The 14370-nt window shown below is 63.1% G+C and carries 11 protein-coding genes; all 11 read right to left on the minus strand.

The annotated features are described in order from the left end of the window. Window positions 1–2 precede the first annotated feature (2 nt). Complete coding sequence (locus C5N93_RS04505) at window positions 3–2447, minus strand: 3-hydroxyacyl-CoA dehydrogenase/enoyl-CoA hydratase family protein (RefSeq protein ID WP_301232059.1); 2445 nt, start codon at window positions 2445–2447, stop codon at window positions 3–5. A 17-nt stretch (window positions 2448–2464) separates the two neighbouring features. After that, window positions 2465–4252 (minus strand): acyl-CoA dehydrogenase C-terminal domain-containing protein, encoded by a 1788-nt coding sequence (locus C5N93_RS04510; RefSeq protein ID WP_242558418.1) that lies wholly within the window; start codon window positions 4250–4252, stop codon window positions 2465–2467. Window positions 4253–4300: 48 nt separating this feature from the next. Next, the gene (locus C5N93_RS04515; RefSeq protein ID WP_150722035.1) at window positions 4301–4894 is read right to left on the minus strand and encodes a TetR/AcrR family transcriptional regulator; all 594 of its coding nucleotides are present in this window, start codon (window positions 4892–4894) and stop codon (window positions 4301–4303) included. Window positions 4895–5176: 282 nt separating this feature from the next. Continuing rightward, the gene (clsB, locus tag C5N93_RS04520; RefSeq protein ID WP_242558419.1) at window positions 5177–6334 is read right to left on the minus strand and encodes a cardiolipin synthase ClsB; all 1158 of its coding nucleotides are present in this window, start codon (window positions 6332–6334) and stop codon (window positions 5177–5179) included. 50 nt (window positions 6335–6384) lie between these two features. Beyond that, window positions 6385–6867: a dihydroneopterin triphosphate diphosphatase gene (nudB, locus tag C5N93_RS04525; protein WP_083253505.1), complete on the minus strand. Its 483-nt coding sequence runs from the start codon at window positions 6865–6867 to the stop codon at window positions 6385–6387. A 219-nt stretch (window positions 6868–7086) separates the two neighbouring features. Next, a complete protein-coding gene (gene aspS, locus C5N93_RS04530) occupies window positions 7087–8889 on the minus strand; it encodes an aspartate--tRNA ligase (protein WP_242558420.1) in 1803 nt (600 codons plus the stop codon). 47 nt (window positions 8890–8936) lie between these two features. Then, window positions 8937–9581 carry a DUF502 domain-containing protein gene (locus tag C5N93_RS04535; protein WP_069340046.1) on the minus strand — a complete coding sequence of 215 codons (645 nt, stop codon included), beginning with the start codon at window positions 9579–9581 and terminating at the stop codon, window positions 8937–8939. Between the two features lie 127 nt (window positions 9582–9708). Further along, window positions 9709–10068, minus strand: coding sequence for an FmdB family zinc ribbon protein (locus C5N93_RS04540; protein ID WP_242558421.1), 360 nt, complete (start codon window positions 10066–10068; stop codon window positions 9709–9711). A gap of 255 nt (window positions 10069–10323) precedes the next feature. Then, window positions 10324–11769 carry a sodium:solute symporter family protein gene (locus tag C5N93_RS04545; RefSeq protein WP_242558422.1) on the minus strand — a complete coding sequence of 482 codons (1446 nt, stop codon included), beginning with the start codon at window positions 11767–11769 and terminating at the stop codon, window positions 10324–10326. Between the two features lie 269 nt (window positions 11770–12038). Further along, window positions 12039–12743: a methyltransferase domain-containing protein gene (locus C5N93_RS04550; protein ID WP_242558423.1), complete on the minus strand. Its 705-nt coding sequence runs from the start codon at window positions 12741–12743 to the stop codon at window positions 12039–12041. A gap of 66 nt (window positions 12744–12809) precedes the next feature. Next, window positions 12810–14369 (minus strand): ubiquinone biosynthesis regulatory protein kinase UbiB, encoded by a 1560-nt coding sequence (ubiB, locus tag C5N93_RS04555; protein ID WP_150722029.1) that lies wholly within the window; start codon window positions 14367–14369, stop codon window positions 12810–12812. Window position 14370: the final 1 nt, after the last annotated feature.

A 14370-nucleotide genomic window follows, 5' to 3' on the forward strand; every position in this document is an offset into this window, starting at 1 on the left:
GCTTAGTTGCGCACCGGCTTGCCGGTTTGCAGCATGCCCATGATGCGTTCCTGGGTCTTCGACGTGCCCAGCAGTTCGATGAAGGCGCGACGCTCCAGCGCCAGCAGCCATTCCTCGTTCACGAGGCTACCCGCTTCCACGTCACCGCCGCACACGGCTTCGGCAATGCGCGTGGCGATCAGGAAGTCGTGCGCCGAGATGAAGTTGCCGTCACGCATGTTCACGAGCGACGCCTTGATCGTCGACACGCCCGAGCGTCCGGCGACCGGAATGCCGGCCGGCTTGAGCGGCGCACGGTAGCCGGCGAGCGAGAGCGCACGCGCCTCGTTGCGAGCGACCGACAGCAACTCGTGCACGTTGTAGACGATGGTGTCGGACGGCTTCAGATAACCCATGTCGCGGGCGTCGATCGCCGAGGCCGAGACCTTCGCCATCGCGGCATTGGTGAACGACTTCGTCACGAACTGGAGATACTGGACGCTGCCCGCCGCCGTGGCCGCTTCGGCCGCGCGAATCGCGGCTTCCTTCAGCCCGCCGCCGCCCGGCACGAGGCCCACGCCGACTTCCACCAGACCGATGTAGCTCTCCAGCGCCGCCACACGCTTGGCGCTATGCAGCAACAGTTCGCAGCCACCGCCCAAGGCGATGCCCGACACGGCGGAGACGACCGGCACCTGCGCGTACTTCACGCGCATCATGCCGTCCTGGAATTTCTTGATGAACGGCTCGATACCCTTCGCGCCGCCCATCATGAAGGCGGGCATGGCCGCTTCCAGATCGGCGCCTGCGGAGAACGGACCGCCCGGCGCGCCCAGCTTGAGCGACGTCGGCTGCCATACGACCACACCGCGATACTGCTGCTCGGCCAGATCGATGGCGCGGGTCAGACCGTCGATGACGTCCGGCCCGATGGTGTTCATCTTCGTCTTGAACGAGACGATCAGCACGTCGTCCTGTCCCGGCGTCTCGTCGACCCACAGCCGCACGGCGTCGTTTTCTTCGATGGTCTTGCCGAACTTGCGCGGATCCGCGCTGCCGTCGCCCACGAGCGATGCCGGGAACACCTGACGCTGGTACACCGGCAGCTTGCTGCGCGGCACGAAAGCATCCTTGGCGGGGTTATACGAGCCCTCAGCCGTATGCACGCCACCGGCGTCGGCCACCTTGCCGCTCGTCACCCACTTGGGCAGCGGTGCGTTCGACAGGGCCTTGCCCGCATCGATGTCTTCCTGCACCCACTGCGCGATATCCTTCCAACCGGCAGCTTGCCAATCTTCGAACGGCCCCGTGGTCCAGCCAAAGCCCCAGCGAATCGCGAAATCGACTTCGCGGGCATTGTCGGCGATCTGCTCCAGATACACGCCGATGTAATGGAAGACGTCGCGGAACACGGCCCACAGGAACTGCGCCTGCGGATTCGTCGATTCACGCAGCAGACGCAGACGCTCGGCCGGCGCCTTCTTCAGAATGCGCACGACCATCTCGTCGGCCTTCTTGCCCGACTCGACATACTCGCCCGATTGCGGGTCGAGCACCTTGATGACCTTGCCGTCCTTCTTGTAGAAACCGGCGCCTGTCTTCTGCCCCAGCGCGCCCTTTTCCACCAGTGCCTTGAGCACGGGCGGCGTGGCGTACGTCGGTGCGAACGGATCGTCCTTCAGGCCGTCCTGCATCGTCTTGATGACGTGCGCCATCGTGTCGAGCCCGACCACGTCGGCCGTGCGGAACGTGGCCGATTTGGCGCGGCCCAGCTTGCTGCCGGTCAGATCGTCGACGACATCGAACGGAATGCCGTACTTCTGCGCTTCGGCGAACACCGCCAGAATCGAGAAGACGCCGACACGGTTGGCGATGAAGTTCGGCGTGTCCTTCGCGCGCACAACCCCCTTGCCAAGCGTGGACGTGAGGAACGTTTCGAGTTGATCGAGAATCGCCGGCTCGGTGGTTGCGGTCGGAATCAGCTCGACCAGATGCATGTAGCGCGGCGGATTGAAGAAGTGCACGCCGCAGAAGCGCGACTTCAGGTCGGCGTCGAAGCCTTCCGAGAGTTCGGTGATCGACAGGCCCGACGTGTTCGACGCGAAAATGGCGTGCTTGGCCAGATGCGGCGAGACCTTCTTGTACAGGTCGTGCTTCCAGTCCATGCGCTCGGCGATGGCTTCGATCACGATATCGCAGCCGGCGAGCTTCTCGAGATCGTCCTCGTAGTTCGCGGCTTCGATGAATTGCGCGTCGGCCTTGTCGGCGAACGGCGCGGGGCTCAGCTTCTTCAGGCCGTCGACGGCGCGCGTGACGATGCCGTTCTTCGGACCTTCCTTGGCCGGCAGATCGAACAGCACGACGGGCACTTTCGCGTTGACGAGGTGCGCGGCGATCTGCGCGCCCATCACGCCGGCGCCCAGCACGGCGACCTTGCGTACGACCAGGGGTTTGTTGGTTTGGCTCACGGTAATCTCCTCCGCTCTCAGAACAGGTCGACGTCGACTTCCATCAGCGTCTTCGCACCGGCACGGGCCATGCGGATTTGCGACGCGGTCTCGGGCAGCAGCTTGGCAAAGTAGAACCGCGCCGTCGCGAGCTTCGACGCGTAGAACTTGTCGCCGCTACCTTGCTTGTCGAGCGCGATACGTGCCATGCGCGCCCAGAAGTAGGCAAACACGAGATGACCGACCACGCGCTGATACGGCACCGAGGCCGCACCCACTTCGTCCGGATTGGCCATCGCCTTCATGCCGATTTCCATCGTCAGCTTCTGGACCTTGTCACCGATATCCGCGAGCGGATTGATGAACTCCTGCATCTCTTCCTTCGTACCTTCGGCTTCGACGAAGTCCTGCACCAGCTTGCCGAACTTCTTGAGCTTCGCGCCCATGTCGCCGAGCACCTTGCGCCCGAGCAGGTCGAGCGCCTGAATCGAGTTGGTGCCTTCGTAGATCATGTTGATGCGCGCATCGCGCACGTACTGTTCCATGCCCCACTCAGAGATGAACCCGTGACCGCCGTAAATCTGCATGGCGTGGTTCGTCGACTCGAACGCGTTGTCCGTCAGGAAGGCCTTGATGATCGGCGTGAGCAGCGCGACCAGATCGGCGGCTTCCTTACGCTCGGCTTCGTCGCCGTGCGAGAGTTCCTTGTCGATGTGCAGCGCGGTCCAGTAGGAGAAAGCGCGACCGCCTTCCACATAGGCCTTTTGCGTGAGCAGCATGCGGCGCACGTCCGGATGCACGATGATCGGATCGGCCGGCTTGTCCGGTGCCTTCGGACCGGTGAGCGAGCGCATCTGGATGCGCTCCTTCGCGTACACCAGCGAGTTCTGATAAGCGACTTCGGTGAGGCCCATGCCTTGCATGCCCACGCCCTGACGTGCGGCGTTCATCATCACGAACATGGCATTCAGGCCCTTGTTCGGCTCGCCGACGAGCCAGCCCTTCGCGCCATCGAGGTTCATCACGCAGGTGGCGTTGCCGTGGATGCCCATCTTGTGTTCGATGGAGCCGCACTTGATGCCGTTACGTTCACCCGGTGCGCCGTTGGCGTCGGGGATGAACTTCGGCACGACGAACAGCGAGATGCCCTTCGTTCCCGGCGGGGCATCCGGCAGACGCGCCAGCACGAGGTGAACGATGTTGGCGGCCATGTCGTGCTCGCCCGCCGAGATGAAGATCTTGGTGCCGGAGATGGCGTACGAGCCGTCGCCGTTCGGCTCGGCCTTCGTGCGCAGCATGCCCAGGTCGGTGCCGCAGTGCGGCTCGGTCAGGCACATCGTGCCCGTCCATTCGCCCGAGACGATCTTCGGCAGATAGGTGGCTTGCTGTTCGGGGGTACCGTGCGCGTGCAGACACTCGTAGGCGCCGTGCGACAGGCCCGGGTACATCGTCCACGCCTGATTGGCCGAGTTCAGCATTTCGTACAGGGCGTTGTTCACGACCTGCGGCAGTCCCTGCCCGCCGAACTCCGGATCGCAGGCCAGCGACGGCCAGCCGGCTTCGACATATTGCTGATAGGCCGCCTTGAAGCCCGTCGGCGTGGTGACGACACCGTCGCCTTCGTATTTGCAGCCTTCGCGATCGCCCACCTGATTGAGCGGGAAGATCACTTCGCTACAGAACTTGCCGGCTTCTTCGAGCACCTGATTGATGGTGTCGGCATCGATCTCCGCGTGCTTCGGCATCGCCTTCAATTCGTTTTCCACGCCCAGCAGTTCGTGCATCACGAATTGCATGTCGCGCAGCGGCGCGTTGTACTGTCCCATGACCTTCTCCTCCGAACAAATCGAATCGAATCGCGGACGGCTCGCGCCTCACCCGCGCTGATAAGACGAAATCAGTTTTTCCAGTGCCACCCGGGTCATTTCGACGGCGCCGGGCTCCCGAAGGAAACGCGCGTCGTGGTGCAGGCCGAGTGTCAGGCTATACATTTCGAAGAGCATCAGACGCGGATCGGTGTCCGCACGCAGATGTCCCTCCTCCTTCGCTTGCGTAATCGCGCGCAGCAGGGCCGATCGCCATAACCGCACGCTCTTTACCAGGGCTTCACGCACCGGACTGGCCGCGCGATCGTCGTACTCGACGGCACCGCTGATATAGATGCAGCCCGTCGTCACTTCGCGAATGCGCTTGTCCATCCAGCGATCCACCAGCGCTCTGAGTCGCGGCAAGCCGCGCGACGCTTCCATGCTCGGAGCGAACACTTCTTCTTCGAAGCGCCGGTGGTATTCCATCAGCACCTCGATCTGCAAATCCTCACGCGATCCGAAGTGCGCGAAGACGCCGCTCTTGCTCATTTGCATACGATCGGCCAGCAAGCCGATCGTCAGCCCTTCAAGCCCATCCCGCCCCGCCAGTTCCAGCGCGGCATTCAGGATCGCGGCACGTGTCTGTTCACCCTTACGCATATGTTTTGCATCGCTTTGGTTATCCGTTCTCCGATGCTAACCAAAAAATCGAACGGCCGTCCTATTATTGGGAAACGTCCATGGCGTCACAAGGAATTTATTAGATCGGAATACCTAATCGGTATTGACGGACAGACAGGCGCGCGCGGGCCTCCGGACAAGGGCCGGACGTCAAAATGGCGTCATCTCGGAGGTATAGGCGGCGCGTGCCGTAGGGGGCCGGCGGGGACGGGTGAACAGTGAGCCCGGTCCGATGGGGACGCACAGCCGCCCACTTGCCGCTCAGTCGTACTTACCGCGCGTGAGGACCTTCATTGCGAGGCGGTAGAGCCGGTAGGCAGCCCACTGGCGAAAACGGCGCCAGCGCGAGCGCTCGCCGTAGCGGGCCGGGTCGATCTGACGCGCCTCGGCAAACGCTTGCCGGATGTGATCGCGCAACTGGATGACGACCGGATCGTCGAGCACGACCACGTTGGCTTCGTGATTCAGAAAAAGGGACAAAGCATCGAGATTCGACGACCCGACCGTCGCCCAGACATCGTCCACGACGGCCACCTTGCCGTGCAGTTGCCGCATGTCGTACTCGCCGATACGCACGCCGGCGTCGAGCAGCTTGGCGTACAACCACGGCACGGCGGTATCGAGCAGGCGGAATTCCTTACGGCCGATGAGCAGGTGCACGGCCACCCCGCGCCGCGCCGCCTGCGTCAGCGCACGCCGCAGGCGTCTACCCGGCACGAAATACGGATTGGCGAGCCAGACCTCGTGACGCGCCCGTCCCAACGCCATTAGATAGGCCTTCTCGACCGCCCGGCGATTGTGGAGATTGTCACGCGCGACGAAGGCCGCCTGGCCCACGTAAGGCGCATGCAAACGCCCCCGAAGCCCGCGACGGCGATGACGGAACGGCGTGCCCAGATACCCTGGCGCCAGACGCATCCACTGGATATGAAACGCCAGCGCGATCTCCGCCACCACCGGGCCGCGGCACTGCACCGCAAAATCCCAGCGTGGCTCGTCCATGCGCACGCCGCCACCGCCGTTGTAGTCGTCGATGATGTTGATGCCGCCAACGAACGCCATCACATGATCTACGACCGCCATCTTCCGATGCGTGCGCGAGAAGCCGAACTTGCCGAACAGATGCGGGTTGTAGACACGATGCATGACCCCGCACTCGTGCCAGGACTCGATGTACGGCAAACGGCGGCTGGTGCCGACGCCGTCCGTGATCAACCTCACCTTCACGCCGCGCTCCGCCGCTCGCCGCAATGCCGCCGACACGTTCTCTCCGGCATCGTCCGCCTCGAAGATATACGTCTCGAGCGCGACATCGTGCTTCGCATCGTCGATGGCGGCAATGAGGGCGGTGAAGTAGTTCTCACCGTGATAGAGCAGCGCCAGTCGATTGTCGTGTGAGAACGGCAGGTACTTGCTCATCGGCGCTCGTTCAACTCGCTAAGATCGCTAGGATCGATAAGGACGACGAATTAACTGCTGACGGAACGTTGACGAACCCGCTGCGGTAACTGCCGGATCGCGTCGCCGTTCGACGGCGAGAAACAACGCGCGGCAGCTTGCTCCCACGGCAACCACACATGATCGACGTGTTCACGCGGCGAGAGCGTGACGACGGTATTTTCCGGCACGCAAAGCCCGAACCAATGCTCGGTGTTGCGTGTGACCCCCGGCGCGTAGCGATGCGCCCAGCGCGGGTAGATGTTGTATTGAATCTGATGATGCCAGTCGGTCAGCGCCGTCTCGGGCACCACCGTGCCGTTCGCGACACGGATGCCCGTCTCCTCGAACACCTCGCGCGCGGCCGTCTCGGCCAGCGGCTCGTCGAGCTGATCCTTGCTGCCGGTAACCGATTGCCAGAAATTCCCGGCGTCGGCGCGTTCGATGAGCAGCACGTCGAGCGCCGGCGTATAGATCACGACGAGTACGGATTCGGGAATCTTGAAGGGCTTCATGCAGGCAACCGGGTTCATGCGGCGATGACAACGATGATGCATTGTATAGGGCATGCAGGACGTTGCGGAGCGCGCACCCGCAAGATAATGGCGGCACGACATATCGCCGTCCCGAAAAAGCAAAACCCCCTCGCCTTGCGGCAGAGGGGGTTTCGATACGACCTTGCGCGCAATGCCGGCACCTTCGTCCCGGCACGCTCAGTCGCGCATGCGGATCCCTTACGCCTTCGGCGCTTCGGTCTGACGCAGGCGGATGTGCAGGTCGCGCAGTTGACGCTCGTCCACAGCCGACGGCGCTTGCGTGAGCAGATCCTGCGCACGTTGCGTCTTCGGGAAGGCGATCACGTCGCGGATCGAGTCGGCACCGGCCATCATCGTGATGACGCGATCCAGACCGAAGGCGATACCGCCGTGCGGAGGCGCACCGTATTGCAGCGCGTCGAGCAGGAAGCCGAACTTGGCACGGGCTTCTTCCTCACCCAGCTTGAGGGCACGGAACACCTTGCTCTGCACTTCTTCCTGGAAGATACGAACCGACCCGCCGCCGATTTCCCAGCCGTTGAGCACCATGTCGTAGGCCTTTGCCAGGCACTTGCCCGGGTCGGTCTCGAGGTAGTCGATGTGCTCGTCCTTCGGGCTCGTGAACGGGTGATGGCAGGCCACCCAGCGGGCGTCTTCCTCGTCGTACTCGAACATCGGGAAGTCGACCACCCACAGCGGACGCCAGCCGGCTTCGAACAGGCCGTGGGTCTTGCCGAATTCCGAGTGACCGATCTTCAGACGCAGCGCGCCGATACCGTCGTTGACGACCTTGGCCTTGTCGGCGCCGAAGAAAATGATGTCGCCGTCTTGCGCACCGGTGCGCTCGAGGATCGAAGCGATCGCGGCGTCGTGCAGGTTCTTCACGATCGGGCTTTGCAGACCGTCGCGACCCTTGGCCACTTCGTTGACCTTGATCCAGGCCAGACCCTTCGCGCCGTAGATCTTCACGAAGTCGGTGTAGGCATCGATTTCGCTACGCGAGATCTCGGCGCCACCCGGCACGCGCAGGGCGACCACACGGCCGCCTTCGGTCGTGGCCGGCACCGAGAACACCTTGAAGTCCACGTCGCCCATCACGTCGGTCAGCTCGGTGAATTCGAGCTTCACGCGCAGGTCCGGCTTGTCCGAACCGAAGCGGCGCATGGCTTCTGCGTATTCCATGACCGGCACCTTCGCGTCGAGATCAACGTCGATGGCTTCCTTGAACACGTGACGCACCATGTTCTCGAACAGATCGCGGATTTCCTGCTCCGAGAGGAACGAGGTTTCGCAGTCGATCTGCGTGAATTCCGGCTGACGGTCGGCACGCAGGTCTTCGTCGCGGAAGCACTTGGTGATCTGGTAGTAACGATCGAAGCCCGCCACCATCAGCAACTGCTTGAACAACTGCGGCGACTGCGGCAGCGCGAAGAACATGCCGGCATTCACACGCGACGGCACGAGGTAGTCGCGGGCGCCTTCCGGGGTGCTCTTCGTGAGCATCGGCGTTTCGATGTCGATGAAGCCTTGCGCGTCGAGATACTTGCGCACTTCCATCGCCACCTTGTAACGCAGGCGCAGGTTGTATTGCATTTGCGGACGACGCAGGTCCAGCACGCGATGCGTGAGACGCGTGGTTTCCGACAGGTTTTCGTCGTCGAGCTGGAACGGGGGCGTGACCGACGGGTTGAGCACCTGGAGTTCGTGGCAGAGCACTTCGATCTTGCCGCTCGTCAGGTTGGCGTTCTCGGTGCCGGCCGGACGGCTGCGCACCAGGCCCGTGATCTGCACGCAGAACTCATTGCGCAGGCCTTCGGCGGCCTTGAACATCTCCGCGCGGTCCGGATCGCACACGACCTGCACCAGACCCTCGCGATCGCGCAGGTCGATGAAGATGACCCCGCCGTGATCACGGCGGCGATTGACCCAGCCACAAAGCTTGACCGTTTGGCCCAGTTGTTGCTCGGTCACCAGACCGCAGTAGGAGGTACGCATGGACATTTTGCTGTTCCGATTTTCAAAAAATGGCGTCGACAGATCCCGGTGACTCAAAGGAGCGGACCGGGACGTTGCTGGCGCGGGTTGTGGGCGGGCGCCACCACGCCCATCGATACGATGTACTTCAGTGCGGCATCGACCGTCATGTCGAGTTCGATGACGTCGCTCGCCTTCATCATCAGGAAGAAACCTGACGTCGGGTTCGGCGTCGTCGGGACATAAACGCTCACGTACTCGCCCTGCAAGTGATTGACCACGTCGCCGCCCGGCGCGCCGGTCAGGAAGGCGATGGTCCAGGATTCTCCGTGCGGATACCGCACGAGCAACGCCTTGCGAAACGCGTTGCCGTTGCTCGAAAGCAAAGTGTCGGAGACCTGCTTGACGCTGCCGTACAAGGGTCCAACGATGGGAATGCGCGTCAGAATGGCTTCCCACCAGCCGACCAGCTTCTGACCGATGAAATTATGCGCCAGAAGGCCGACCACGAACACGAACGCGAGCGTAACCACCACGCCGAAGCCCGGCACGCGCATGCCGAGCAGGCGCGACGGCTGCCATTCGTCGGGCAGCAACAACAGGGTCTGATCCATCGTGCCGATGATCAGGCCCAGCACCCAAAGCGTGATGGCAAGCGGCACCAGCACCAGCAGGCCGGTGAGGAAAATCGTCTTCAACGCGGGTTTTTTGACGCTCATGGCAGGACTCGCGAATGTGGGGCGGCGACTGGGTCAGCAGGCGAAACGTGAAAGCGGTACTGAATACTATCGGGTACTGATGACGTGTCGGACAAACCGTCCGGCACGTCAGGTCTTGCAATCGGGCTCAGTGGCAGGCGCAACCGCCGCCGCAGCTTGCTGCCGGCGCGCTCGACGACTCGCCGCCAGAACCGGACGAGGCGGACGAAGCGGCCGAGGAAGCCGATGCCGATGCAGCGCTCTCGCCGGACGCCGCCGGGGCCGAAGCCGCCGGGCCGGAGGCCGTCGCACTCGCGCCGCCCGAACCGCCGCGGAAATCGGTCACATACCATCCCGAGCCCTTGAGCTGGAACCCGGCCGCGGTGACCTGCTTGCGAAACGTGTCCTTGCCGCATTCGGGGCACTGGGAGAGCGGATCGTCGCTCATTTTTTGCAGCACATCCTTCGCGAAACCGCATGTTTCGCAACGATAGGCATAGATAGGCATGATTCTTTCCGACGGAAAAAGGCGCGCAAAGCCTTGAATTATAACCGCTTCACAAGGCTTTCGGGATTTGTACGGTGATATATGGGGTTGGCGATGCGCAAGATCAAGGCTGGACGTTACCGCATCCGGCGTCACCCGCCCCGCCATGAACGGCAAAGGACGGCCGCGGCCGCCCTTTCCTTGTCGACGTTCAGATCGTCAATCGCGAAATAACGCGCCCAAGCGAGCGAGCAAGCGCTCACCCGCCAGACACCCTCAGATCGTCGAGACCTGCTGCTCCGGCGTTTGACCGCGCTCGGAAGCCGGTTGCAGCAGCGAGCCCACGACCATCCCCGCAATCGATGCCAGCAGACCGGCCAGTTGCGGCGGCACCAGCGCGTCCGGAGCCAGCGCTTCGCAGGCGATCCACACGATCAGCCCGAAGAACACGGCCAGCGTGCCACCCAGCGAGCTGGAGCGCTTCCAGTACAGACCGAACGCCAGCGGCACGAAGCAGCACACCAGCGTGACCTTGTAGGCGCTCTCGACCATCTGAAAGATCGACGCCTTCGAGTTCAGCGCATACACGAGCACCAGCGCCGTGAAGCACAGCACGACGATGCGCATCAGGCGCAGCAGGTGCTTGTCGTCGATCCGGCCCTTGAGCATCGGACGGATGATGTTCTCCGCGAACGTCACCGACGGCGCGAGCAGCGTGGCCGATGCGCAGCTCTTGATGGCCGAGAGCAGTGCGCCGAAGAACATCACCTGCGCGACGATCGGCACGCTGGTGAGCACCAACTGCGGCAGGATCTGCTGCGGATCGGTACCGATGTACTTGTTCACCATCGACGGCGCGATCAGCAGCGCCGAGTAGGCGAGGAAAATCGGAATGAACGTGAAGAAGAAGTAGAGCACGCCGCCGGTCACCGAACCGGACACGGCGATGTTCTCCGACTTCGACGACATCACGCGCTGGAACACGTCCTGCTGCGGAATCGACCCGAACATCATGGTGACGCCCGCCGCGATGAAGGCCAGGACGTCCGCCGGATTCATCTCGGGCAGGAACACGAACTTGCCGGCTGACGCGGCATGCGCGATCACGGCCTCCGCCCCGCCCGGCACCAGGCCCGACACCACCACAGCGATATACACCAGCCCCACGACGATGATGATCATCTGGATGAAGTCGGTCACGGCCACCGAGATCATGCCACCGAGCAGCGTGTAGGCGAGCACCGAGACCGCGCCGATGACCATGCCCATCGGCTCGGACATCGCGCCACCCGAGACCGTGTGGAACACCAGACCGAGCGCCTTGATCTGCGCGCCGACCCAGCCGAGGTACGAGATCACGATAGCGATCGACGTTACCACTTCGACGGTGCGGTTGTACTTGAGCTTGTAGAAGTCGCCGATCGTCATGAGGTTCATGCGATACAGCTTGCGGGCGAAGAACAGGCCCACGAGAACCAGACACATCGACGAACCGAACGGATCGGCGACCACGCCGCGCAACCCTTCGCCGATGAAGGTAGCCGGAATGCCGAGCACGGCTTCCGAGCCGAACCAGGTCGCGAACACGACGGCCACGACCATGCCATACGGCAGACGGCGGCCGGCGACGGTGAAATCCTTGGTATTGCGGACCTTGAGGGCGGCCAACAGCCCGATGGCCACCGAAATGACCCAATACAGAATGACAAACCAGATCAGCATAACGCGGCCCCAGCCAAGCCCCAGGGCAACGGTCTCCGGCCGGGTTCGTCAGTGGCGGAGGCCATCCGCGCGCATGGCGCCGCCACGCAAGCCAACGAAACCCCGCCTTGGGCCGCAGCCTTCCGGGCAACAGAAAATCAGGTCGAGCATGACGGGGCTGATGCGATTCAGCGCTCGGGGGCGCCCGTTTTTGCCACCTGGCGAAAAAATTTTGGGCCGATTATAGCGGCGCGAGAGACCCGCGGGGAAAAAAGTCATAAATCCCCGGCTCAACGACGCCGCCAGACCATCCAGTGTTCCGCACCGGCGAAAACCGGTACCGAATCGTCGACAAGCCGGTCGTCCTCGCAGACGAAGTGGGGGGCAAGCAAGGCGTCGAGCGCGTCGCGAGCGATGCCGAACGGCGGCCCCTTCGGCGTCTCCCGGAGAAAGAAGAACCCGGCCAGCCGCGCGTCCGACGGCAGCAATTGCGCCATGCGTTGTGCGTAGCCCTGCCAGAGCGTGCGCGGTAATGCGCAGAGAAAAGCCCGTTCGTAGACCACGTCGGGCGTGAAGGGTGGCATGTAGGTGAAAAAGTCCGCCTGTTCGACGAGCGACGCGCGAGCACCCAGTTGCGCTTTGGCCGATTCGACCGCCACCGGCGAAAAGTCGATGGCCCGCACCGGCCAGCCCTGCGCGTCGAGCCACGCGGCTTCGTACGCCGCGCCACAGCCCGGAATCAGCGTGGCGCGCGGTGCACCCTCGCCCGCGACGAAGTCCTGCAACGCTTTCGGCACACCGGCCGCATCCCACGGCATGAACGCGCTGGCGAAACGCTCGTCCCAGAATTCCGCACGGGACGGATCGCGACTGGCGAACGATGGGACCTTGCCCGCCTCGGCGCCGGGCTTTCTGTCGCGCGACTGGTCGTGCGCCTGGTTGCGTGATTGGTCGTGCGTTCTATCGCCCGCCCGGTCATGAATCTTGTCGTTCATCTTGTCTTCGCACCTTGCTGCGCCCAAAGGCCTTGCCAATCGCCGCCTGGTCAGCGGCTCACCGAATCAGCTATACAACCAGACGAACGCCGCGAGTACACCGATGGAGATCCCGCCGACCAGACAGAAAGCGCCGGTCAGCAGCCGATTCGTACGACGCTGCTCCTGAAGCAGCGCGAGCAGCAGCGTGTCGTCCTGCGGCCGGGCATGCGCGGCCAGTGCCTGATGGATGAGACGCGGCAACTGCGGCATCGTCTTGCTCCATTGCGGCGCCTCGGCCTTCAGACGTTCAAGCCATCCGCGCGGCCCGATCTGCTCGGCCATCCAGCGCTCCAGGAACGGCTTGGCGGTCTTCCACAGATCCAGATCCGGATCGAGCTGACGCCCCAGCCCTTCGATATTGAGCAGCGTCTTTTGCAGCAACACGAGTTGCGGCTGAATCTCGACGTTGAAGCGGCGCGACGTCTGGAACAGCCGCATCAGCACCAGCCCCAGCGAAATCTCCTTGAGCGGACGATCGAAGTACGGCTCGCACACCGCACGAATCGCCCCTTCGAGCTCCTCCACACGCGTGTCCGGCGGCACCCACCCCGACTCCAGATGCAGCGACGCCACCCGGTGATAGTCTCGACGGAAGAACGCGAGGAAGTTCTGCGCCAGGTAGTTCTTGTCGAATTCGGACAATGCCCCGACGATGCCGCAATCGAGCGCGATGTAGCGACCGAACGTTGCGGGGTCGAGGCTGACCAGAATGTTGCCCGGGTGCATGTCTGCGTGGAAGAAGCCGTCGCGCAGGAACTGCGTGAAAAAGATCTCGACGCCTTCGCGCGCCAGCTTCTTCAGATCGACGCCCGCCTCGCGCAGCACCTCGATCTGGCTGATCGGCACGCCGTGCATGCGCTCCATCACGAGTACCGAGCTGGAGCTGTATTCCCAATAGATTTCCGGGACCATCAGCATGCCGGAGTCGATGAAATTGCGGCGAAGCTGCGCGGCATTGGCGGCTTCACGCATCAGATCGAGTTCGTCGTGCAGATACTTGTCGAACTCGGCCACGACCTCACGCGGCTTCAGGCGCTTGCCGTCCGGCCACAACCGCTCCACCCAGCCCGCCAGATCGCGCATGAGTGCCAGATCGCTGTCGATCACTCCGAGCATGTTCGGTCGCAGCACCTTGACCGCGACTTCCTTGCCCGCATGCTCGCCATGGCGAATTCGTGCGAAATGCACCTGTGCGATCGACGCGCTCGCCACCGGCATGCGTTCGAACTCCACGAACACGTCGTCGAGCGGGCGCCCCAGCGACTTCTCGATGCTCGCGTGCGCCACCTGCGGATCGAACGGCGGCACCTGATCCTGCAAACGGGCGAGTTCCTGGGCGATGTCCGGCGGCATCAGATCGCGACGCGTCGACAGCACCTGCCCGAACTTCACGAAGATCGGTCCCAGCGATTCAAGCGCCAGTCGCAGGCGTTCGCCACGCGGCGCCTTCAGGCCACTGCGTCCGAACGAGAGCACGCGCAGCAGTCCGCGCGCGAAAGGATGGGGAATGCTCGAAAGCACCAGTTCGTCGAGACCATATCGATAGCAGACGAAGAAAATCTTGATGAGACGCAGAAGACGCATC

The sequence above is a fragment of the Pandoraea sp. LA3 genome (genome assembly GCF_022696215.1).
In the GTDB taxonomy this organism is placed as follows: Bacteria; Pseudomonadota; Gammaproteobacteria; order Burkholderiales; family Burkholderiaceae; genus Pandoraea; species Pandoraea capi.